The 18,533-nt window shown below is 67.2% G+C and carries 18 protein-coding genes, 1 tRNA gene and 12 pseudogenes; 17 read left to right on the forward strand and 14 right to left on the reverse strand.

Going from position 1 to position 18,533, the window contains the following annotated elements:
- Nucleotides 1–15: 15 nt before the first annotated feature.
- From DA06_RS23875 to DA06_RS23890, 4 genes and pseudogenes are all read right to left on the reverse strand, one after another.
- Nucleotides 16–858 carry a lyase family protein gene (locus DA06_RS23875; RefSeq protein WP_418606252.1) on the reverse strand — a complete coding sequence of 281 codons (843 nt, stop codon included), beginning with the start codon at nucleotides 856–858 and terminating at the stop codon, nucleotides 16–18.
- A pseudogene (locus DA06_RS23880) lies at nucleotides 857–1,096 on the reverse strand (GntR family transcriptional regulator); the annotation flags it as partial. The pseudogene DA06_RS23880 and the gene DA06_RS23875, both read right to left, overlap by 2 nt.
- Before the next feature lie 187 nt (nucleotides 1,097–1,283).
- A complete protein-coding gene (locus tag DA06_RS23885; protein WP_418608193.1) occupies nucleotides 1,284–1,739 on the reverse strand; it encodes a biliverdin-producing heme oxygenase in 456 nt (151 codons plus the stop codon).
- Nucleotides 1,740–2,476: 737 nt separating this feature from the next.
- Nucleotides 2,477–2,920 carry an HAD family hydrolase gene (locus DA06_RS23890; protein ID WP_418606253.1) on the reverse strand — a complete coding sequence of 148 codons (444 nt, stop codon included), beginning with the start codon at nucleotides 2,918–2,920 and terminating at the stop codon, nucleotides 2,477–2,479.
- Here DA06_RS23890 and DA06_RS23895 point away from each other — a divergent pair.
- Nucleotides 2,820–3,110 (forward strand): annotated as a pseudogene (locus tag DA06_RS23895) (IS30 family transposase); the annotation flags it as partial. The gene DA06_RS23890 and the pseudogene DA06_RS23895 overlap by 101 nt on opposite strands.
- Nucleotides 3,111–3,176: 66 nt before the next feature.
- On the opposite strand, the pseudogene DA06_RS23900 reads toward DA06_RS23895, so the two are convergent.
- Both DA06_RS23900 and DA06_RS23905 read right to left on the reverse strand, forming a co-directional pair.
- Nucleotides 3,177–3,443: pseudogene (locus DA06_RS23900) on the reverse strand (tyrosine-type recombinase/integrase); the annotation flags it as partial.
- Between the two features lie 316 nt (nucleotides 3,444–3,759).
- Entirely contained in the window at nucleotides 3,760–4,125 is a 366-nt protein-coding gene (locus tag DA06_RS23905) for a hypothetical protein (RefSeq protein WP_418608195.1), read from the reverse strand.
- An 8-nt stretch (nucleotides 4,126–4,133) separates the two neighbouring features.
- On the opposite strand from DA06_RS23905, the gene DA06_RS23910 reads away from it, so the two are divergent.
- Entirely contained in the window at nucleotides 4,134–4,421 is a 288-nt protein-coding gene (locus DA06_RS23910; RefSeq protein WP_418606254.1) for an ABC transporter permease subunit, read from the forward strand.
- Nucleotides 4,422–4,460: 39 nt separating this feature from the next.
- A pseudogene (locus DA06_RS23915) lies at nucleotides 4,461–4,798 on the forward strand (ATP-binding cassette domain-containing protein); the annotation flags it as partial.
- Here the strand turns inward: DA06_RS23915 and DA06_RS23920 are convergent.
- Nucleotides 4,766–5,284 (reverse strand): annotated as a pseudogene (locus DA06_RS23920) (cbb3-type cytochrome c oxidase subunit I); the annotation flags it as partial. The pseudogenes DA06_RS23915 and DA06_RS23920 sit on opposite strands and share 33 nt — an antisense overlap.
- On the opposite strand from DA06_RS23920, the gene DA06_RS23925 reads away from it, so the two are divergent.
- Nucleotides 5,232–5,510: a hypothetical protein gene (locus tag DA06_RS23925; RefSeq protein ID WP_418608399.1), complete on the forward strand. Its 279-nt coding sequence runs from the start codon at nucleotides 5,232–5,234 to the stop codon at nucleotides 5,508–5,510. The pseudogene DA06_RS23920 and the gene DA06_RS23925 overlap by 53 nt on opposite strands.
- A 567-nt stretch (nucleotides 5,511–6,077) precedes the next feature.
- On the opposite strand, the gene DA06_RS23930 is transcribed toward DA06_RS23925, so the two are convergent.
- The 3 genes from DA06_RS23930 to DA06_RS23940 all read right to left on the reverse strand — a co-directional run bounded on the left by DA06_RS23930 (nucleotide 6,078) and on the right by DA06_RS23940 (nucleotide 7,415).
- Entirely contained in the window at nucleotides 6,078–6,254 is a 177-nt protein-coding gene (locus DA06_RS23930; protein ID WP_418606255.1) for a hypothetical protein, read from the reverse strand.
- Nucleotides 6,251–6,412, reverse strand: coding sequence for a hypothetical protein (locus DA06_RS23935; RefSeq protein WP_418606257.1), 162 nt, complete (start codon nucleotides 6,410–6,412; stop codon nucleotides 6,251–6,253). The genes DA06_RS23930 and DA06_RS23935 overlap by 4 nt, the downstream gene beginning before the upstream one ends.
- A 748-nt stretch (nucleotides 6,413–7,160) precedes the next feature.
- Entirely contained in the window at nucleotides 7,161–7,415 is a 255-nt protein-coding gene (locus DA06_RS23940; RefSeq protein ID WP_418606259.1) for a hypothetical protein, read from the reverse strand.
- Nucleotides 7,416–7,630: 215 nt separating this feature from the next.
- On the opposite strand from DA06_RS23940, the pseudogene DA06_RS23945 reads away from it, so the two are divergent.
- The 6 genes and pseudogenes from DA06_RS23945 to DA06_RS23970 all read left to right on the forward strand — a co-directional run.
- Nucleotides 7,631–8,612: pseudogene (locus DA06_RS23945) on the forward strand (NADP-dependent isocitrate dehydrogenase); the annotation flags it as partial.
- Between the two features lie 242 nt (nucleotides 8,613–8,854).
- Nucleotides 8,855–9,055, forward strand: coding sequence for a cold-shock protein (locus DA06_RS23950; RefSeq protein WP_043506816.1), 201 nt, complete (start codon nucleotides 8,855–8,857; stop codon nucleotides 9,053–9,055).
- 83 nt (nucleotides 9,056–9,138) lie between these two features.
- A pseudogene (gene coxB, locus DA06_RS23955) lies at nucleotides 9,139–9,918 on the forward strand (cytochrome c oxidase subunit II); the annotation flags it as partial.
- Between the two features lie 27 nt (nucleotides 9,919–9,945).
- Nucleotides 9,946–10,347: pseudogene (locus DA06_RS23960) on the forward strand (ABC transporter ATP-binding protein); the annotation flags it as partial.
- A gap of 469 nt (nucleotides 10,348–10,816) precedes the next feature.
- Nucleotides 10,817–12,418, forward strand: a complete 1,602-nt coding sequence (locus DA06_RS23965; RefSeq protein ID WP_418606260.1) for an SLC13 family permease — start codon at nucleotides 10,817–10,819, stop codon at nucleotides 12,416–12,418.
- Entirely contained in the window at nucleotides 12,339–12,695 is a 357-nt protein-coding gene (locus tag DA06_RS23970) for a hypothetical protein (protein ID WP_418606261.1), read from the forward strand. The genes DA06_RS23965 and DA06_RS23970 overlap by 80 nt, the downstream gene beginning before the upstream one ends.
- A 566-nt stretch (nucleotides 12,696–13,261) precedes the next feature.
- Here the strand turns inward: DA06_RS23970 and DA06_RS23975 are convergent.
- Complete coding sequence (locus tag DA06_RS23975) at nucleotides 13,262–13,441, reverse strand: hypothetical protein (protein ID WP_043506843.1); 180 nt, start codon at nucleotides 13,439–13,441, stop codon at nucleotides 13,262–13,264.
- Between the two features lie 66 nt (nucleotides 13,442–13,507).
- On the opposite strand from DA06_RS23975, the pseudogene DA06_RS23980 reads away from it, so the two are divergent.
- A pseudogene (locus tag DA06_RS23980) lies at nucleotides 13,508–13,849 on the forward strand (TRAP transporter large permease subunit); the annotation flags it as partial.
- 68 nt (nucleotides 13,850–13,917) lie between these two features.
- Complete coding sequence (locus DA06_RS23985; RefSeq protein WP_418608401.1) at nucleotides 13,918–14,082, forward strand: hypothetical protein; 165 nt, start codon at nucleotides 13,918–13,920, stop codon at nucleotides 14,080–14,082.
- Here DA06_RS23985 and DA06_RS23990 read toward each other — a convergent pair.
- Together DA06_RS23990 and DA06_RS23995 are read right to left on the reverse strand one after the other, a co-directional pair.
- On the reverse strand, nucleotides 14,069–14,557 hold the full coding sequence (locus DA06_RS23990; protein ID WP_418606262.1) for a YveK family protein: 489 nt from the start codon (nucleotides 14,555–14,557) through the stop codon (nucleotides 14,069–14,071). The two genes, DA06_RS23985 and DA06_RS23990, sit on opposite strands and share 14 nt — an antisense overlap.
- A 213-nt stretch (nucleotides 14,558–14,770) precedes the next feature.
- Entirely contained in the window at nucleotides 14,771–15,391 is a 621-nt protein-coding gene (locus tag DA06_RS23995; RefSeq protein WP_418606264.1) for a BMP family lipoprotein, read from the reverse strand.
- A gap of 373 nt (nucleotides 15,392–15,764) precedes the next feature.
- On the opposite strand from DA06_RS23995, the pseudogene DA06_RS24000 reads away from it, so the two are divergent.
- From DA06_RS24000 to ppk2, 5 genes and pseudogenes are all read left to right on the forward strand, one after another.
- A pseudogene (locus DA06_RS24000) lies at nucleotides 15,765–16,115 on the forward strand (UPF0182 family protein); the annotation flags it as partial.
- 226 nt (nucleotides 16,116–16,341) lie between these two features.
- Nucleotides 16,342–16,788, forward strand: a complete 447-nt coding sequence (locus DA06_RS24005; protein WP_418606266.1) for a DUF3566 domain-containing protein — start codon at nucleotides 16,342–16,344, stop codon at nucleotides 16,786–16,788.
- Nucleotides 16,779–16,851 (forward strand) — tRNA-Ile (locus tag DA06_RS24010). The genes DA06_RS24005 and DA06_RS24010 overlap by 10 nt, the downstream gene beginning before the upstream one ends.
- Nucleotides 16,852–17,020: 169 nt before the next feature.
- Nucleotides 17,021–17,281, forward strand: a pseudogene (locus DA06_RS24015) (HAD-IA family hydrolase); the annotation flags it as partial.
- 108 nt (nucleotides 17,282–17,389) lie between these two features.
- Nucleotides 17,390–18,033 (forward strand): annotated as a pseudogene (gene ppk2 / locus DA06_RS24020) (polyphosphate kinase 2); the annotation flags it as partial.
- Here ppk2 and DA06_RS24025 read toward each other — a convergent pair.
- The gene (locus tag DA06_RS24025; protein WP_418608403.1) at nucleotides 17,924–18,532 is read right to left on the reverse strand and encodes a hypothetical protein; all 609 of its coding nucleotides are present in this window, start codon (nucleotides 18,530–18,532) and stop codon (nucleotides 17,924–17,926) included. The pseudogene ppk2 and the gene DA06_RS24025 overlap by 110 nt on opposite strands.
- Nucleotide 18,533: the final 1 nt, after the last annotated feature.

Consider the following 18,533-nt stretch of genomic DNA (forward strand, 5'->3'; position numbering starts at 1 on the left):
CACCACAGACACTCCTCACCGCCTCTGGAGCAGTGAGGAGCACGGGGCTCCTCGGGGCGACCCCCAGCCCCGAGGAGAACCCTCCTCGAGCACCTCCGGGCTCAAGACGCCCTCCTCGGAGCCTCCCCCCTGCGGTTCCGAGGAGGGCAGCCCCTTCTTCGACTCACGAAAGCTCCGTAGATGAAGACCGCCCGCGTGATCAGCGCTACCGCCGCCGTCGCGGCCGGCGTCGCGCTGCTCAGCCCGGGCGGTTCCTCCTATGCCAGCTGGTCCGACGAAGCCACGGTGCCAGGGACGTCGCTGAGCAGCGGACGACTCCTCGGTCAGCCGGTCGCAGTCTTCCCCCAGCGTCACGGCGTAGGCCGCGAAGACGTGCCCGAGGCTCACCGGGACGGCGTCCTGGAGCTGGGTGCGGCCGATCGTCACGACGTCCGTGAACTCGGTCGCCTTCCCCGTGAAGGCACCCTGCAGGTGGCGCAGAGCCTCGATCAGCCGGCCCACGGCGCGATGAGCTGCCAGGCGCAGCGCCGTGGGATAGACATCGTTGGTGGACTGGCTCTTGTTGACGGAGTCGAGGGGGTGGACGACCGAGTACGCCCCCCGCGGGTGACCGAGAAGCTCCAGCGCCCGGTTCGCCACGACCTCGTTGGCGTTCATGTTCGTGGACGTCCCGGCGCCGCCCTGGACGCAGTCGACGACGAAGTGGTCGTGCCAGCTGCCGCCGACGATCTCGGCGCACGCGGCCGATATCGCGTCTGCGACTTCCTCTTCCAGAAGGCCCAGAGCACGGTTGGTGCGCGCGGCGGCCTGCTTGACCTCCGCGAGTGCCACGACGAGCTCTCGCAGGGCGCTGCTCACGCAGACGTTCGCGGGCTCCCTCGGCGACGAACATCCCGACTCCTCGTTGCTTGTAGAGCACCCCCTCGTCGACGAGCTGGGCGAACGCCTTCGCCGCCGTCGCGGGGTTGATGCGGAAGGTGGTGGCGTACTGGGTGGTGGACATGACCTGGTCGCCGGCCGCCAACGTGCCGTCGAGCACCTGCCGGCGCAGCTGCTCCGCGATCTGCACGTAGATCGGTTCAGGACCGTCGAACATGACCACCCTCGTTCCATGGTTCATTACTAGAGTAATGAACCACGGAACCGGGTGTGACGGCAACCCTTTTGGACGACCGAGATGTCCGCCCCCCCCCCGCCGCGAGACGTCAACTCCTCCGCGAGGCGTCAACTCCTCCGCGAGGCGTCAACTCCTCCGCGAGACGTCATGCCCTCTCCGCGGGAACTCAGCCGCTCGCGGGGTTGCGGTTCCCCGGGAGGTCACGTGCCCGCCGGGAAGCTCGATGGAAGTCAGTAGCGTTCGCCGCGGAGGACGACGGCCCGCGGCCGGGCGAGGACGTCGACGTCCTGCAGCGACGACGGCGCGGAGCCGGGGCCGCGTAGGTGCGGGTGGCGGGGAGGATGCGGATTTCGGCGCGCCAGTCCGGGCCGTAGAGATGGGTGAGGTCGCGCTTGATGGAAGGGACGCGTTTGAGCTCAGTGAAACCAAGGGTTGCTACGCGTGGGTCCCGTCGGATCTGGTCGCCGACGTCCTCGAGAGCGCTGTAAATCTCGAGTTGCTGCGCGGCGAGGTCAGCATAGGCGGTGACGTCGAGCCCGCCTGCGAGCAGCTTGTCCACGAAGGCCTGGGACTCTGCCGCCCGGTGCTCGGCGCGCGTCCCCTCACGCAGTTGCTCTGACAGGGGGGGCGTCGAGGCGGGGACTCACTAGAGGGAACTCCCCACGATGGACAACGCGAACTGAGCGACCGTATCAGGGGCACCAACCGCGCCAGGCTATCCGCCTGGTCTGCTTATCGGCTGCTCTCCACGGCGTACCTCGCTCGACATGCCGCCGAGTTCGACGTTCCAGAGAAATTGACATATCCAAGGAGCAATTCGACCACCAGTTCGGTTCAATGAAATCTCCAGGAAGCCGATGAAGTTGGACGAGCCTGACGCGCACAACGCGCGGTCGAAGAGGCGGTACCCCGCACCCTGGCCGCAACGCGATTTGGACACGCGTCTGCGATCCACTCGATTGAAGCCTCACTACCTCGTGGGCGCGGGCAGCCCGCTCCGGACGAGGTTCCGCGCTCGCCCTCGCCACCCCCTCGGGCCGCTGCGCTTCTCGATGCCTGGGACAAGGTCCGCACGAGCGACGGCGCGACCACGCCTCAACTGTCAGAGGCGCATCCGTCCAAATCCCGGTCATCCTCTGCGTCGGGCTCCCCCGCTTCGCCGGGTTCGCCCGCTGCACCCGGTTCTCCCACCGCAACGGTCTCATCCGCTGCGCCGGGCTCGTCCACCGCAACGGTCTCATCCGCTGCGCCGGACTCGTCCACCGCAACGGTCTCGCCCGCTTCGCAGCGTTCCGCGACTTCCGTCCTTGCCGGACGGCCACACCGCCTGCCGTTGTGGGACGACGGAGACCTGCCGCCTCAGCCAGCCGAGCCACCATTCTGATGTCCCGGCGCATCGCGTAGGAACCCGAGCTGAACGAGGTCCGCACGGAGCTGGGCCGCGTCGGTGAAGAGAACCCCGCGGATTCCGACGGACTCTGCCCCTGCGACGTTCGCGGGAGAGTCGTCCACGAACACCGTCGCCTCCGGCCGGAGATCGTGACGTTCTAGAACGATCTTGAAGATCGCCCGGTCGGGTTTGACGACGCCCTCCCGCCCGACACGACGACGCTCTCGAGACGCTCGATCACCGGTGCCGACACTGCTGGCGTGGTCGGAAAGTCTCGGCCGACCAGTGGTCAGGCCGACGAGACGAACGCCGGCGCCGCGAGCTCGCCACGCCGAGATCACCTTCGCCACCGACCTGCCGGTGTACTTCTGCGACCCGCACAGCCCCTGGCAGCGCGGCTCCAACGAGAACACCAACGGCCTGCTGCGCCAGTACTTCCCCAAGGGCACCGACCTGTCGGTCCACGGCCCCGAACGCCTCGACGAGGTCGCCGCCCTCCTCAACGGCCGCCCCCGCATGACCCTGGACTGGCGCACCCCGGCCGAGGCTCTCGAGGCGCTACTCTCCACCCACCAACAAGCCGGTGCTGCAACCACCCCTTGAGACCGCCACCTCTCGCGGAGAAGATGACCTCTCGCGGAGAAGTTGACGTCTCGCCGCGAAGGGGGGTCAGCTCAGAGCTCGCGGGTGTGCGGCGGCGTAGACCTCGCGCAGGGTCTGCACGGTGACCTGCGTGTAGATCTGCGTCGTCGTCACGGACGCGTGGCCCAGCAGCTCCTGCACCACGCGCACGTCGGCCCCACCTGCCAGCAGGTGGGTGGCGAAGGAGTGCCGCAGCGTGTGCGGGGAGATGTGCTCGGTCAGCCCGGCCCGGCCGGCCGCGGTCTGGAGCACCGCCCAGGCGCTCTGCCGGCTGAGCGGGTTTCCGCGGGTGTGAGGAACAGCGCGGCGTTGCCCGGCCCGCGCGGTCGCCAGCGAAGCGTCGTGGGTACGCCCCTCCGGCAGAGCTTTCTCGGCCTCCTCTCCGCCCGATCCACGACCGAGGATCGAAGAACGCACGAGATATTCGCAGGGGCACCCCGCAACTCGACATCCCCGCGCCGGCGGCGTCGGGTGCGGCAGGAAGACGGCGCTCCAGGCGTGGACGTTCAGCCCGCTGAGAGAGCTGACACGCCTTCCCATCTCCTGCGCCCGTCTGGTGGCCATCCGTGTCCGTCAGCGACACTGCTTGAACCGGGTCAGCCGCCAACCTTCATAGCGGCGACCATCGCCCCGCGGGCGCCGAGCTCATCCAGCTGCGCCGTGCGGCCGCAAACTGTTCCCGCAACGTGCCGTTGCCGTTCAGGTCACCAAACACAGGCTCGTAGTCGAGGAACGCGCCCGGCGTGGATGCCTCTGCGACGACAGCGGCATTGAGGTCAGCGGAACGCTTGTCCACCAGGACCGGTCCGTGGTGCGCGCTCCTCGTGCGCTCGATGAAGCGGCTCCACGCCGCTACTACCAGGATCGCGCGCGAGACATTCCCGCCTGCGCTCAGCCGGTCGCGGATGACTGGCAGGAGGAACTTGGGGATACGGTCGGAGGCGTCGACGACCTGCCGGACCAGCGTGTCTTTGATCGCCTGGCATGTCGCCGGGGCGCACGATGTTCTGGGTGGTCCTGCCGCAGGGCATCCGCATCGTGATCCCGCCGATGACCAACGAGTTCGTGCTGCTCCTCAAGGACACCTCGCTGCTGTTCATCGCCGGCTCCACGGTGTTCACCAAGGAGCTGACCACCTTCGCCCGCGACGGCCTGACCACCTACGCCAACGGCACACCGCTGATCATGGCGGCGATGCTGTACCTGCTGGTCACCGTGCCGCTGACCCGGCTGGTCGCGTGGCTCGAGCGAAAGATGGCCAAGACCCGATGAGCGACGACACCCTGACCGAACCCGCGCCCGGCGCCCGCGATCGAGATCCGGGGGCTGCGCAAGAGCTTCGGCGACAACGAGGTCCTCAAGGGCATCGACCTGACCGTCCGGCCCGGAGAGGTGGTCTGCGTCGTCGGTCCCTCCGGCTCCGGCAAGTCCACCCTGCTGCGCTCGGTGAACCTGCTCGAGACGCCCACGGGCGGGGAGATCCTCATCGAGGGCGCGACGTCCTGGACCCCGACGTCGACATCGACCGCATCCGCACCCGGATCGGCATGGTCTTCCAGCAGTTCAACCTCTTCCCCCACATGACGGTGATGCGCAACCTCACCATCGCCCAGGCGGAACCCGAGCGAGTAGAGCATCGGCGTCTCGAAGGTGAGCTTCCCGCGCCACATCGTGCCGATCCAGTTGAAGAACTTCACGCCCGTGGGCACCGCGATGAGCATCGTCATCAGGGAGAAGAACTCCAGCATCACGCCGCCGGTGGTGAACATGTGGTGCGCCCACACGGTCACGGACAGCGCCGCGATGGAGATGGTGGCGAAGACCAGGCCCTTGTAGCCGAAGAGCGGCTTGCGGGAGAAGACCGGGATGACCTCGGAGACGATGCCGAAGAACGGCAGCGCGATGATGTAGACCTCGGGGTGGCCGAAGAACCAGAACAGGTGCTGCCACAGCAGCGCCCCGCCGGCCTCCGGGTTGTAGATCTGCCCGCCGAGGAGCCTGTCGACGGCGAGGCCGAACAGGGCGGCGGCCAGCACCGGGAACGCCATCAGCGCCAGGATCGAGGTGATGAGGACGTTCCAGGTGAAGATCGGCATCCGGAACATGGTCATGCCGGGGGCGCGCATCGTGATGATCGCTCCAGAGGCTCAGGAACCGACGGAAGGTGAGTCGGAAGAATCCGGAGCTTCCGCAGAACCGCAGCCCGCAGCGCAACTCCTGGTGACTCTTGCGGTCACGCCTCACGACGCCGAGCGCATCGTCTTCGCGGCGGAGTATGCCAGGATCTGGCTCTCGTTGGAGGGCGCTGAGGCTACGCAAGATGGCACTGGAATTGTGACCGAGGAGAACGTGTTCGAATGACGCGCATCGTCCTGACTTCCTCAACGCCCACCTTTGAAGAGCGGTTCCACGCGGCTACCTCCGGCGCTATCTCTCCCTTCCAGGAGCGCTGCCGGGGGCCCGCCGATCTTGTCGCCCGTCTAACGGGGCCCCGTTGCCCGATGTCCTTGTGATCGGCCCGAACACACCGGTCGATCGAGCTCTCGACTTCGTGCAACAGTTCGGACAGCACTTCCCGACCATCGTTGTCGTGCTGGTGTCCGACGGTGGACACGAGGTCGGCCTCGCCGCACTGCGAGCCGGAGTCCGCGACATCCTCCCCACCGGCGCCGACCGGTCCGAGATTCGAGGAGTGCTGGACCGGGCAAGCCTGGTCGCCCAAACCGTGCAAGTGCAGGCAAGTGGGGCGCAGGCACCCCGGAGCCCGGCCTGCCCCCACGTGCGCCCGAGAGCGTGACCGCGAGATGATCAGCAGCATGGCCTCGATCCAGTGGGAGTCGGTGATGGGGTTGGTGCCGCCGATGGCCAGCGGCAGCTCGGCGAGGTACATGAAGAACAGAAGCAGTGAGCCGGTGACGGCGGCGATCTTCAGTCCGCGCCCGCCACCATCGCCACGCCGATGCCGAGGAGACCGGCCATGAAGAGCGCGTCGCCGAAGGGGTTGGCGAAGAGCTGGAAGAAGCCGGCGAAGGGGCTCTCGATACCGTTGATGAAGCCCTGGGCGGGCGTGCCGCCGTTGATCCAGGCGCGCTCGGCGGGAGTCATCGTACCCAGCCGAACAACTTGTCGATGAAGGCCCAGAGGAACGTCCAGCCGATGATGATGCGGCCGACGGCGAGGGTCTTGCGCACCGCCGACCTGGTGATGATGTCTTCCTGCATGGTGACTTCGCGCTCCGTGCGGCGCGGGGTCGTGGTGGCCATCGTGCTCTCCTTTGAGCGTCGGTGCTGTGAGGGGTCCTGCCGTGACTTGCGGTGCTGCTCTTGTCTTGTAGAAGAGCATGCGGCACCCAAATGTCCGGTTCCTGGGGCTTACGTCCCGTTCGCACCGGGAGGAACGAGAAAAGTCCTGACCCGCCCGCGTCTGCGGCACGAACACTGTCCCGCACCGTCTTGACAGGTGCGCGACCCAGAGAGTTCACTCTCCTCAAATGGAAGGCGACTTCCATATAGCGAAATCAACGGAGATGGCGAGTTGTACGACGTCACGGGGACGGCATCCGCCGGCAGCCGTTCGAGGTCGACGGGTGACCAATCGAGGTTGTGGCGCATCGTCGGGTTGGGCGACTTGTAGAACGGCGTCACGACGTGCAGGTGCGGGCCCTGAAGGATTACGTCGTCCCAAGATTGCGCGCGGCCCCAGCTGGGCGAGAATCGCCCCGCCTTTCGATCTCGGCTTTCGTCCCAACCTCGAGAGAACTTCAAGCCGAGTGAACCAACCCGCGGGGCAGCCACGAGCTTGCCGAGCACATCAGCCGAGGAGCGGCTCACCGTATAAACCATGCGGGTATTTCCAACTGGCAGGTCGTCGTTCAAGTACGTCATGCCAGGTTCTCAGCACCTCGGGTGTGACCTCGATAATCCGGTTGGAGTGGGGGCGGTAGATCCCAGTTGCCGCCGGGGTCCTTGAGGCCCGGCTCCAGTCCGGTGCCGTCATGCCTGAAGGACCGCTCTACGGTGTCCGGGTGGTACAGCGACGTCGCGTGAAGGAAAGCCGCTCCCGGGCGGCGCCATACACGTGCACGCCGTAGCTCACGTGGTGGTCGATATCGAAGAGCATTAGCTCGTTGAGGAACTGCCAGTGCCGGCGCAGCCGCTGGTACGTGGCTCGACGCAGGATTCCGGCCTTCTCGTCCGTGAAATGGGTCTCGGGGTGGACAAGCCCAACGGTGCCGCGGCCAGACGCGTGCCGCCACGTCTGCTCCATGAAGCAGCGATAGAGGTCCGGCTGGAGGCCAGCGAGGTGTGGGAAGTTGGCGGTGTCACCAGCGAATGCAAGCACCGAAGACGTGTCGGCTCTGTCTGTCGCGCGGCCCGCGCGCGAGAAGTCGATCTGCGCCCGTCACGGGCGGTCAGGAGTGTTGCGGGACCATGACGAAGATCAAGGTGGCGGGCCCGTGCGTCGAGCTCGACGGCGACGAGATGACGCGCATCATCTGGCAGTTCATCAAGGACCGACTCATCCACCCCTACCTGGACGTGGACCTGCGCTACTACGACCTGTCGATCCAGAACCGTGACGCCACGGACGACCAGGTCACCATCGACGCGGCGAACGCCATCAAGGAGCACAACGTCGGCGTCAAGTGCGCCACGATCACCCCGACGAGGCCCGCGTCGAGGAGTTCGGCCTCAAGAAGATGTGGGTCTCGCCCAACGGCACCATCCGCAACATCCTGGGCGGCGTCGTCTTCCGCGAGCCGATCATCATCTCGGACGTCCCGCGCCTGGTGCCGGGCTGGACCAAGCCGATCGTCATCGGCCGTCACGCGCACGGCGACCAGTACAAGGCCACCAACTTCAAGGTGCCCGCCGGCCAGCTGACCATCACCTTCACGCCGGAGGACGGCTCGGAGCCGATCCAGCACGTCGTCGCCAACTACGGCGAGGACGGCGGCGTCGCGATGGGCATGTACAACTACAACAAGTCCATCGCGGACTTCGCGCGGGCCTCCTTCGCCTACGGCCTCCAGCGCAGCTACCCGGTGTACCTCTCCACGAAGAACACGATCCTCAAGGCGTACGACGGCGCCTTCAAGGACATCTTCCAGGAGGTCTTCGACAACGAGTACAAGGCCCAGTTCGAGGAGGCCGGGCTCACCTACGAGCACCGCCTCATCGACGACATGGTCGCGTCCGCCATGAAGTGGGAGGGCGGCTACGTCTGGGCCTGCAAGAACTACGACGCGACGTCCAGTCCGACACCGTCGCCCAGGGCTTCGGCTCCCTCGGCCTCATGACCTCGGTCCTGATGACCCCGGACGGCAAGACCGTCGAGGCCGAGGCCGCCCACGGCACGGTCACGCGGCACTACCGCCAGCACCAGCAGGGCAAGCCCACCTCGACCAACCCGATCGCCTCGATCTTCGCCTGGACCGGCGGCCTCAAGCACCGTGGCAAGCTCCAGCCCGGCGGCCACCACGGTCCTCAGCACTGAGGTCCCGCCCCAGACATTCCGATGTGCCGGGAAACACTTGCCTTCGACCAGCCGATATGCCGTAGGCTCGTGCCCAAGTTGCAGTGCATCAAGTTTGTTAGGCCCCGGCCGCCTGTCGGGTTGCTTGTCCTTCATGGAGCAGACGACGAACACCGTGACACACGGCCCCCCAACCGGGGGGGCCGTCTCACTGCTCGGAAGGAGCAACCATGGCTACCGGAACCGTTAAGTGGTTCAACGCTGAGAAGGGCTACGGCTTCATTGCGCCGGACGACGGCTCGGCCGACGTCGCCCACTACTCGGCGATCCAGTCCTCGGGCTACCGCTCGCTGGAGGAGAACCAGAAGGTCGAGTTCGACGTGACCCAGGGCCCCAAGGGCCCGCAGGCGGAGAACATCCGCCCGCTCTGATCTCAGGTCGAGACGCCGGGTCCGCCCGGCCAGCTCTTCGGGGTGCCTCCGGGCGCCTGACGTAAGGCCCCGGCACCTTCACGGTGCCGGGGCCTTCGTGCGTGGTGCGTGCCACCGACAAGGTCGACAGCCTGATCGACCTGTGGAACGGGTCCTGGATCGCCGCCCTCGCCGTCGGCGTCCTCGTCTGGGGCCTGACGATCTGGTGCATCGTCGCCTACCGCAAGCGCAAGAACGACGACCGTCTGCCCGTGCAGCTGCGCTACCACGTGCCGCTCGAGCTCATGTACACCGTCGTGCCCGTCCTGATGATCGGCGTGCTCTTCTTCTTCTCGAGCAAGGTCACCGCCGACTTCCAGGACGTGACCCCGTCGACGCAGGCGGCCGGAACCACCTCCTCCGCGGGGGAGATCAACGCCGAGGCCGAGCCCGCGGACCAGGAGATCGAGGTCTACGGCAAGCAGTGGAGCTGGGACTTCAACTACCTCACCGAGGACGTCTACTTCTCGGGCGACCGCATCTCGCTGACCGGGCAGGAGGGCGAGGAGACGCTGCCGACCCTGTACCTGCCGGTCGACGAGACCGTCACGTTCACCGTGAAGTCGCGCGACGTCGCCCACGCGTTCTGGATCCCGGCCTTCCTGTACAAGGTCGACATCATCCCGGGCCGGACCAACACGTTCCAGGTCACCCCGCAGAAGGAGGGCATCTACTCCGGCAAGTGCGCGGAGCTGTGCGGGGAGTTCCACGCCGAGATGCTCTTCAACGTCGAGGTGGTCGACCGGGCCACCTTCGACGACAAGATGGCCGAGCTGCGTGACGCCGGCCAGACGGGACGGCTCGGGGAAGAGCTGAACCGCCAGTACCTCGTCACGCAGGAGGACCAGCGCGAGTTCCTCGTCCTCGTCGGCCCCTCCGGCTGCGGCAAGTCCACCTCGTTGCGCATGCTGGCCGGCCTCGAGGACGTCAACTCCGGCCGGATCTTCATCGGCGACCGCGACGTCACCGACGTCCAGCCGAAGGACCGTGACATCGCCATGGTCTTCCAGAACTACGCGCTCTACCCGCACATGTCCGTCGCGGACAACATGGGTTTCGCGCTGAAGATCGCCGGCACCCCGAAGGCCGAGATCGAGCAGCGCGTCAAGGAGGCCGCGAAGATCCTCGACCTGACCGAGTACCTCCAGCGCAAGCCGAAGGCGCTCTCCGGCGGTCAGCGTCAGCGCGTGGCCATGGGCCGCGCGATCGTGCGCCAGCCGCGCGTGTTCCTCATGGACGAGCCTCTGTCCAACCAGCCGTCCGGCCGGGACGGCGGGAACCATCCGCGGACCGGCACCGTTGGAAGAGCTGACGGCAGCACGGCCAAGGACGTCGCGGGGCGGCAGGCGCCCCGCGCCGCCCGCCCGGGGACCCTCGGGGGGACCTCGGCCCGGTGATCTCGACGTCGGCTTCGGGCCGTCCGCCCCGGGCCGTCGACCAGCGGACTTCTCGGTCCCGAAACCCGTGACGACGCTCGGGCGGAAGCGCCAACCGGGGCAAACCGGGCGCATCGCCTTTGCGCCCGGGACGGGAGCACCAACTGCCGAGCTGGACCTTTCCGCGGAACTGCGCAGGAACGGGCTCCGAGGGTGAGACTCGCGACGTCGCGAGTGGCCAGAACTGCCCGGACCTGAGCCATAATGACAGCGTGTCGTCAACTACTGCTGCCCGAGCTCGGCCCCCGTGGCGGTCACCAGACCGAATACGCTCTCCGTCGGCGTGATGGTCTGGCTGTCCAGCGAGCTGATGTTCTTCGCCGGTCTCTTCGCCATGTACTTCACGCACCGGTCGGTGGCCGGGCCCGAGGCGTGGGCCGAGCACACCAGCGTGCTGAACTTCCCGTTCGCGCTGGGCAACACCACGATCCTGGTGCTGAGCTCCGTCACCTGCCAGATGGGCGTGTTCGCGGCGGAACGGTTCCAGGCGCGCCGGACCGGCTCGCTCCTGAACGTGGCTCGGTGGGGCATGCAGGAGTGGTACACGCTCACCTTCGTCATCGTCGACACGATGGTGTCGAGCTTCGGCGGCACCCTCGGGTCCGTCGCACTGCTGGTGGGACTGGGAGCCATGCTGGGCAAGCTCGTCGAGCACAGCGGCGGCGCGATGGTTCTCGCCAACAAGCTCGTCGACGTGTTCGGCGAGCGGAGGGCCCCGTTCGCGCTCGGCATCGCCTCCCTCATCATGGGCTTCCCGATCTTCTTCGACGCCGGCCTCGTGGTCATGCTGCCGATCATCTTCGCCGTCGCCCGCCGCCTCGGGAACAACGTGCTGCTGTTCGGCATCCCGGCGGCCGCCGCCTTCTCGGTCATGCACGTCTTCGTGCCCCCGCACCCCGGCCCGGTCACCGCGACCGAGCTCTACGGAGCCAACCTCGGCCTCGTGCTGCTCGTCGGCCTCGTCATGGCCTTCCCGCTCTGGTACGTCTCCGGCTACATCTGGGGTCTGCGCGTCGGCAAGAAGTACGTCCTGCCGATCCCCGCGCTCTTCGGCACCATCGACGAGGACCAGCCCAGGGACCTGCCCAAGGTCGGGACGGTCATCGGCATGCTCCTGCTGCCGCTGCTCCTGATCTTCATGAACACCGGCCTGGACTTCCTCCGCTCCCTGGGGGTCGTCTCCGCCGACGCCACCTGGTTCCAGGTGCTCTCCGCCCTCGGCGAGTCGCCCGTCGCGCTGCTGATCTCGGTGCTGGTCCTCCCGACGCCGAGGGCACGATCTGGTGGCACGACGTTCTCGAGGAGTCGGTCAGGCACACCGTCGGCGTCTCGCAGGACCTCCGCGAAGGCGTCCGACTTTCCATCGAGATCATCGGCAACGAGGTGGTCCGCCGCCGGAGGCTCCGAGGGCTTCAGCCTCTGCCCGCCGACCAGGCCCAGCCACTGGCGAAGCAGGCGCTGCGGTTCCTGTACCGCATCCTCTTCCTGCTCTACGCCGAGGCGTCCCCGGAGATGGGCGTCCTCCCCAATGGGGCGTCCGAGTACGAACGCGGCTACAGCCTCGACCGCCTTCGCGACCTCACGCTCGTCGAGCTCACCTCCCCGCGCAAGGAGAGCACCCACCTTTATCAGTCCCTGGCCGTGCTTTTCCGGCTCGTCAACGAGGGGCACAACGGCGCGCCTTCCGCCGACGACGCAGGCGCGGCCCTCGAGGGGCTCACCTTCCGCAACCTCAAGGCCGACCTTTTCGACTCGGAGGCGACGGCCCTCATCGACGAGGTCGCTCGGGACGCGAGGCCATGCAGCAGGTGCTCCGACACCTCCTGCTCAGCAAGGAGGCCCGCGGCAAGGACCGTGGCTTCATCTCGTACGCCGAGCTCGGAATTAACCAGCTCGGCGCCGTCTACGAGGGCCTCATGTCCTACACCGGCTTCTTCGCCGAGGAGGACCTCTACGAGGTCGCCAAGAACGGCGACGCCTCCAAGGGCTCCTGGGTGGTTCCCGTCCACCGGGCGGACCACCTCTCGCAGCAGGACTTCGTTAAGACGGAGGACCCGGACACCGGGGAGCGGAGAGCCGTCCTGCACCAGAGGGGCACGTTCGTCTTCCGTCTCTCCGGCCGGGCCCGCCAGCAGTCCGCGTCCTACTACACCCCGAGGTGCTGACCCGATTCGCTGTCTCTCAGGCGCTCGCCGAGCTCCTCGACCAGGACGGCCGCACGACGTCCGCGCGCGAGGTCCTCCCGCGGCAGGCCAGAAGTTCGTCTCCCCCGAGCCGTAACGGCGCCGGCAAGCAGGTAGCGTCACTCGGAGCCAGGAGGAATGAGGCAGCCCCAGCCTCCAGGTGGGGCTGCCTCGCTCGCCCGACACCCGCCACGACAATCGGATTCGCAGTTCAAGCCGACGGCGACGAACCCTGGTCAATGCTGACGAAGCCGCCGGCTCGAACGAGCGCTGGCCACGTGCCCGACCGGTGACCGCTGGGCAGGTCCGTCCGTTGCATGCGGAGATCAGCGTTGCGCTCGGCGGCAGTGAGATCGGGTCGGCACCAGGCTTCGCCGCCGCCGAGCGGGGGATGTCAGTGGTGTCACCTACGGTCCTTCTCAGTGACAACCTGTTACCGCACCGGGCCGGGAGGCACCGTCATGAACATCTATGACCGCACAGCGTTCGGCACCACGGTCCGCACAGACTTCGACCGGCTCCGCCGCAGAAGCACGATCCTCGAGAACTCACTCACTGCCAGCGCAACCACCGCCCTGGAAGCCCGGGCACTTGGACATCCGGATTTCGAGGACCTCGACATCGGACAGCGTCGCACTGCTCCGATGGTCGCCGTCTTTCTCGACCTCACCGACTTCACCGGACGCACGTTCTGGGACGACGAGGACGAAGTAGTGGACCTTGCCCACGCGGTGCTTCGGGGTTCGTCGAGGTGGTCACCCGTTTCGGTGGCCATCCGTTGGGACTCCGCGGAGATGGACTCTTCGCGGGATTCAGTCCGGGCGACTCCGCCATCACGGGTGTCTTTGCGCTTGCGCCTGTGCGTTCGCGCTGGACGGCATCCAGCAGGAGGTGAACCCGTGGCTCAAGCGCTGTCCGGCTCGGCCGTCGCAGCGGCCGCGGCGATCGGCGGCACGCTTCACCAGCGGCAGAAGGAGGAGGGGTACGACCCCGCCTTCGGCGCCTCGGTGAACATCGCCTCCGCGTCGACCGGTCTGCTCATCCCGCCGACGACGGCGGCGATCGTCTACTCCACCGTGGCCGGAGGCGTGTCCGTCTCGGCCCTGTTCATGGCCGGGTACGTGCCGGGCATCCTCATGGGGCTCGTCGTCATGGTCGTGGCGTACCTCTTCACCCGCAAGAACCGGTACCCGCCACCCGCCCCATGGCCCCGGGCGGTGCGTTCAAGGTGTTCCTCCAGGCGATCCCCAGCCTGCTGCTCATCGTCGTCGTCGTCGGCGGCATCGTCGCCGGCGTCTTCACGGCGACCGAGGGGCGGGCGCCGCAGTGCTCTACTGCCTCGTCCTGTCGCTCGTCTACCGCAGCATGACGTGGCGGGACTCAAGGAGGTCGTGACCCGCACGGTCGTCGCGACCGGCGTCGTCATGTTCCTCATCGCCGCGTCCTCGGGGATGTCCTGGATCATGGCCTACACCGGGATCCCGGCGGCGATCACCGGTGATGTCCACCATGACCGTTTCCGGCGGGACGGTGACGGTGAGAGCTGACTTCAGGCCGGTGGGCGTCGTGTCGAGGCCGAGGTCGTCGATGACCGGCCCGAGAACTAGCGGGGTGGTAGCCACCTCGGCGTAGGAGGTGATCTGTTTCTCGGTGAACGTGGACCCCTGGGCGAGGTCGGAGACGGACTCGCCCGCCTCCACGGCGAAGAACATCCGGTTCGTGGCGCTGTACTTCGGCGTCATCAGCAGGGTGACCGCGGCGGTCGCCGCGAGCGTGGCCAGGGCGATGATCGCCACGCTGATCCAGCGCTTGCGCAGGATGCTGATGTACTCGTTCAGTTCCACGGACGTCCCCGTTTGGTCAATAGCCTGCGCCAGTCTCCCATAATCGGCGCTCGAAGCCAGAGGCGGTAGAGCGTGCCCTCTGATTCGTACTCCGGCGTCCGAACACACGCAGGTCACGCTCGCGACCGGTAGGTTGTCGTGGCGGCGAGTCTTCGCCGTCTGGGAGGATGCCGGTATGGCCCGCAAGAAGATGTCGTACAGCGAACGTCAGCGCTACTGGCGACGGGTGGAGTACGTAGCCCTCGGCGCGATGGTCATCGCCACCGTGGTGCTCGTCGCCGCGCTGTTCATGTGAGTCAGTCCACCCCTGTGAGCACCGACACCCTCGACGCGCCGGCGGGCACCCGCGGGGGCGGTCAGAACGACGCAGGGCCGCGCGGCGCCGTCGTCCCACCGTCGGTGGGCGATGAACTGCTCGGTGAGGGTCTGGCCGTTGGCCTGGTTCTCGAAGTCGCCGGTGAAGGAGCCGTTCTGGGCCTCCTTGTCCCAGCCGAGAAGCTGGACGTCCCCGCCGTTGTCCTCGTTGTACTTCGCGACGCCGTCGGCGAAGCCGTCCATGAAGATCGCCACGGAGGGGATCTGCATGCCGCCGAAGGTGGCAACGGTGCCCGTCTCCGTCACCGCGGCGGCGACGTAGCCGGCGAGGTAGGCGCTCGCGGTGTTGAAGAGGATCGGCTTGGCGTTCTCGAGCTCGACCGGGTTGAAGTCGGCGTCCGAGAACGTGGAGTCGATGAGGGCGAAGTTCGTGTCGGTGTTCGCCTCGGCGGCGGACTGGATGGGGTCCTCGAGGAGGAAGCCGACACCGATGGTCAGGTTGCAGCCCTGCTGGACCATCGAGTCGACGTTGGGGCCGTAGTCCGAGTCGGCCTGGGACTCGCGTCGGCCTGGATGCCGAGCTCCTGCACCGCGGCCTGGAGGCCCTCGTACGCGGACTGGTTGAAGGACTGGTCGTCCCAGCCGCCCTGGTCCGAGACGACGCACGCGAGGAAGTCGGAGTTGTCTCCCCCGGCCGCCTCGGTCGCGCCGCCGCCGGTGGAGCCACCCGCGGGCGTCTCGTCGTCGGGGGCGGCACCACAGGCCGCGAGCGCCAGGGCGGCCCCTCGAGGAGGCGACCACGGACTCTGTCGTCGACGCGAACGGCCAGCCCGTCACGGTCGGCGCGGCGCCCGAGCAGGTCAACTACATCCGCAACTCGGTCAAGGCCGTGGTGAACGCCTACGACGGCGACGTCACGCTCTTCGAGTGGGACGAGCGGGACCCGGTCCTGCAGACCTGGGAGAACATCTTCCCCGACCACATCACCGAGATGTCCGAGATCAGCGGCGACCTCATGAGCCACCTGCGCTACCCGGAGGACCTCTTCAAGGTCCAGCGCACCCTCCTCACCGAGTACCACGTGACCGACGCGGCCTCGTTCTACTCCGGCTCCAACTTCTGGAACATCCCCACCGACCCCACGGTCGCCACCGGCGTGCAGCAGCCGCCGTTCTACCTGACCATGCAGATGCCCGGGCAGGAGGACGCCAGGTTCTCCCTGACCTCGAGCTTCATCCCCGGCGGTAACTCGGACCGCAACATCCTGACGGGGTTCCTCGCCGTCGACTCCGAGACGGGCGACACAGCGGGGGAGGTGCGCGAGGACGTACGGCAAGATCCGGCTGCTCGAGCTGCCGTCCGACGTCACGGTCCCGGGTCCGGGCCAGGTGCAGAACAACTTCAACTCCAACCGGCCGTCTCCTCCGCGGGTCCGGCTGTCGGTCTCGAGGATCGACCCGTGGTCGGCGATGAAGCTGTCCTTCCTGCTCTCCGTGGCGCTCGGCATCATGATCGTCGTCGCGGCGGCGCTGGTGTGGTTCGTGCTGGACTCCATGCAGGTCTTCGCCGACATCGAGGACCTGCTGGTCTCCATCGGCTCGGAGAGCTTCCTGCAGCTCATGGACTACCTCGCGTTCGACCGCGTGATGTCCTTCGCGACGATCGTCGGCGTCGTGGACATCCTGCTGCTGACCGCGCTCGGCACCATCGGAGCGTTCCTGTACAACATCGTGGCGGCCCTCGTCGGCGGGCTGCACATGACCCTGACGGACGTGACCCGGAGCCGTGAACCTCGTCACCCTGCGCCGTACCGGTTTGGGACGAGCGCGGCCTCTGGGATAGTCTTGCTGGCGCGCACAGCGCACGCCCCCCCCGAGGAGATCCTCCGGTCCCGACGGGTCGGCGGGGGCCTATAGCTCAGTCGGTTAGAGCGTTCCCTGATAAGGAAGAGGTCGCTGGTTCGAGTCCAGCTAGGCCCACCCCGTACCGCCCCTGCGGGCCCGAGGGGCGGACTTCCGCGCGTACCGGATCGAGAGGTCCTCGGCGAGTACAAGCTGTACCGCCAGGTGCTGCGCGACTCGTGGCAGCGGGTCTGCAACCGGTGGCGGATCCCATTCAGCGTCCGACGTCGAGGCGATCGTCCATGCAGTGGGATCGTGGGGCCCGCACGACGACGTGCCTGAGCCGCTGGCGAAGCTCGCCGACGCGTATCCGCTCGTGATCCTCTCCAACGCCGAGGACGAGATGCTCCAGAACAACGTCGCACAGCTCGGTGCCCCGTTCCACCGAGTCTTCACGGCCGAGCAGGCGCGAGCCTACAAGCCGCGGTACCAGTCGTTCGAGTACATGCTCGACCAGCTCAACTGCACCCGTGACGAGATCCTGCACATCTCGTCGCACATCTGGTACGACATCATCCCCTGCAACGAGCTGCGCATCGAGAACAAGGTCTACGTCAACCGGGGCTACGACCCTCGGTGCCGTACTACGGCTACGCGGAGACCACTGACCTCGCTGGTGTGCCGGCGCTCCTCGGACTCTGAGGCCAGCCATGAAGCTGAGCTGTACCGGCTGCAGGGCGAGCTGGGCAAGCTCCAGACGTGGGTGAAGTCGACGGGGGGCGCGCGTCGTCGTCGTGTTCGAGGGCCGGGACGCCGCCGGAAAGGGCGGCACGATCAAGCGGATCACGGAGTACCTCTCCCCGCGCGTGGCTCGCATCGCCGCCCTGCCCGCACCGACCGAGCGGGAGAAGGGCCAGTGGTACTTCCAGCGCTACGTCGAGCACCTCCTCGGCCGGGGAGATGGTGCTGTTCGACCGGTCCTGGTACAACCGCGCCGGCGTCGAGAAGGTCATGGGGTTCTGCACGCCCGAGGAGCACAAGCGGTTCCTGCGCCAGTGCCCGATCTTCGAGCAGATGCTGATCGAGGACGGCATCTACCTGCGCAAGTACTGGTTCTCCGTCTCCGACGACGTCCAGCTCGAGCGGTTCCGCAAGCGCCTGACCGACCCGCTCCGGCAGTGGAAGCTCTCCCCCATCGACCTCGAGTCCATCACGCGGTGGGAGGACTTCTCGCGCGCCAAGGACGAGATGATGGTCCACACCGACACGCAGGTCGCGCCGTGGCACCACGTGGCCAGCGACTCCAAGAAGCAGGCGCGCCGACGAAGTTCTGCTGCGGATCGGTCTCGGGCCTTCCGATCCTCAGTGCGTCGTACTCCTGACGGCGCAGCTGGGTCTCGGCGACGGCCTCGTCACCGAAGTCGAATCCGCGCTGCCCCAGAATCGCCTCGACCAGCTGGTCTCGCTCGTTCTGCGAGAGGTCGGGCGCGGCGATCTGCACCACCATCGGCAGTTGATCCTCGCCGGCGTTCTTCACCAGCTCCCAGTGGTCACGGATGCCCTGGGGCATCGTGTCCATCCACGACGGGATGGAGATGGCAGATCTCACGACCGGGAACCACACGTTCGAGGAACCTCGCTGCAGCGCGCGTGGGATCTCCTCACAGGCGTCGTCGTCCGAGTCGGGTAGCCATAGCTTCTGTCCCCAACACTTCGTGACGTCCGCCAACGCACCCTGCTGCATGGCGCCCGCCAGCACGACGGGCCGCACCCCGCAGCTGCAGCTGAGCTCGATGTCGGCGAGGGAGGACCTGTCCACG

It is taken from the genome of Georgenia sp. SUBG003 (assembly GCF_000715355.2).
GTDB lineage: Bacteria > Actinomycetota > Actinomycetes > Actinomycetales > Actinomycetaceae > Georgenia.

What these genes read in the sequence shown, in the direction of transcription:
- DA06_RS23910 (WP_418606254.1), top strand. Translation starts at nt 4,134, where the DNA reads ATGTCGCCGGGGCGCACGATGTTCTGGGTGGTCCTGCCGCAGGGCATC.
- DA06_RS23930 (WP_418606255.1), bottom strand. Translation starts at nt 6,254, where the DNA reads ATGACTCCCGCCGAGCGCGCCTGGATCAACGGCGGCACGCCCGCCCAG.
- DA06_RS23935 (WP_418606257.1), bottom strand. Translation starts at nt 6,412, where the DNA reads ATGGCCACCACGACCCCGCGCCGCACGGAGCGCGAAGTCACCATGCAG.
- DA06_RS23940 (WP_418606259.1), bottom strand. Translation starts at nt 7,415, where the DNA reads ATGGAGCAGACGTGGCGGCACGCGTCTGGCCGCGGCACCGTTGGGCTT.
- DA06_RS23950 (WP_043506816.1), top strand. Translation starts at nt 8,855, where the DNA reads ATGGCTACCGGAACCGTTAAGTGGTTCAACGCTGAGAAGGGCTACGGC.
- DA06_RS23965 (WP_418606260.1), top strand. Translation starts at nt 10,817, where the DNA reads ATGGTCTGGCTGTCCAGCGAGCTGATGTTCTTCGCCGGTCTCTTCGCC.
- DA06_RS23985 (WP_418608401.1), top strand. Translation starts at nt 13,918, where the DNA reads ATGGCCCCGGGCGGTGCGTTCAAGGTGTTCCTCCAGGCGATCCCCAGC.
- DA06_RS23995 (WP_418606264.1), bottom strand. Translation starts at nt 15,391, where the DNA reads ATGGTCCAGCAGGGCTGCAACCTGACCATCGGTGTCGGCTTCCTCCTC.
- DA06_RS24005 (WP_418606266.1), top strand. Translation starts at nt 16,342, where the DNA reads ATGAAGCTGTCCTTCCTGCTCTCCGTGGCGCTCGGCATCATGATCGTC.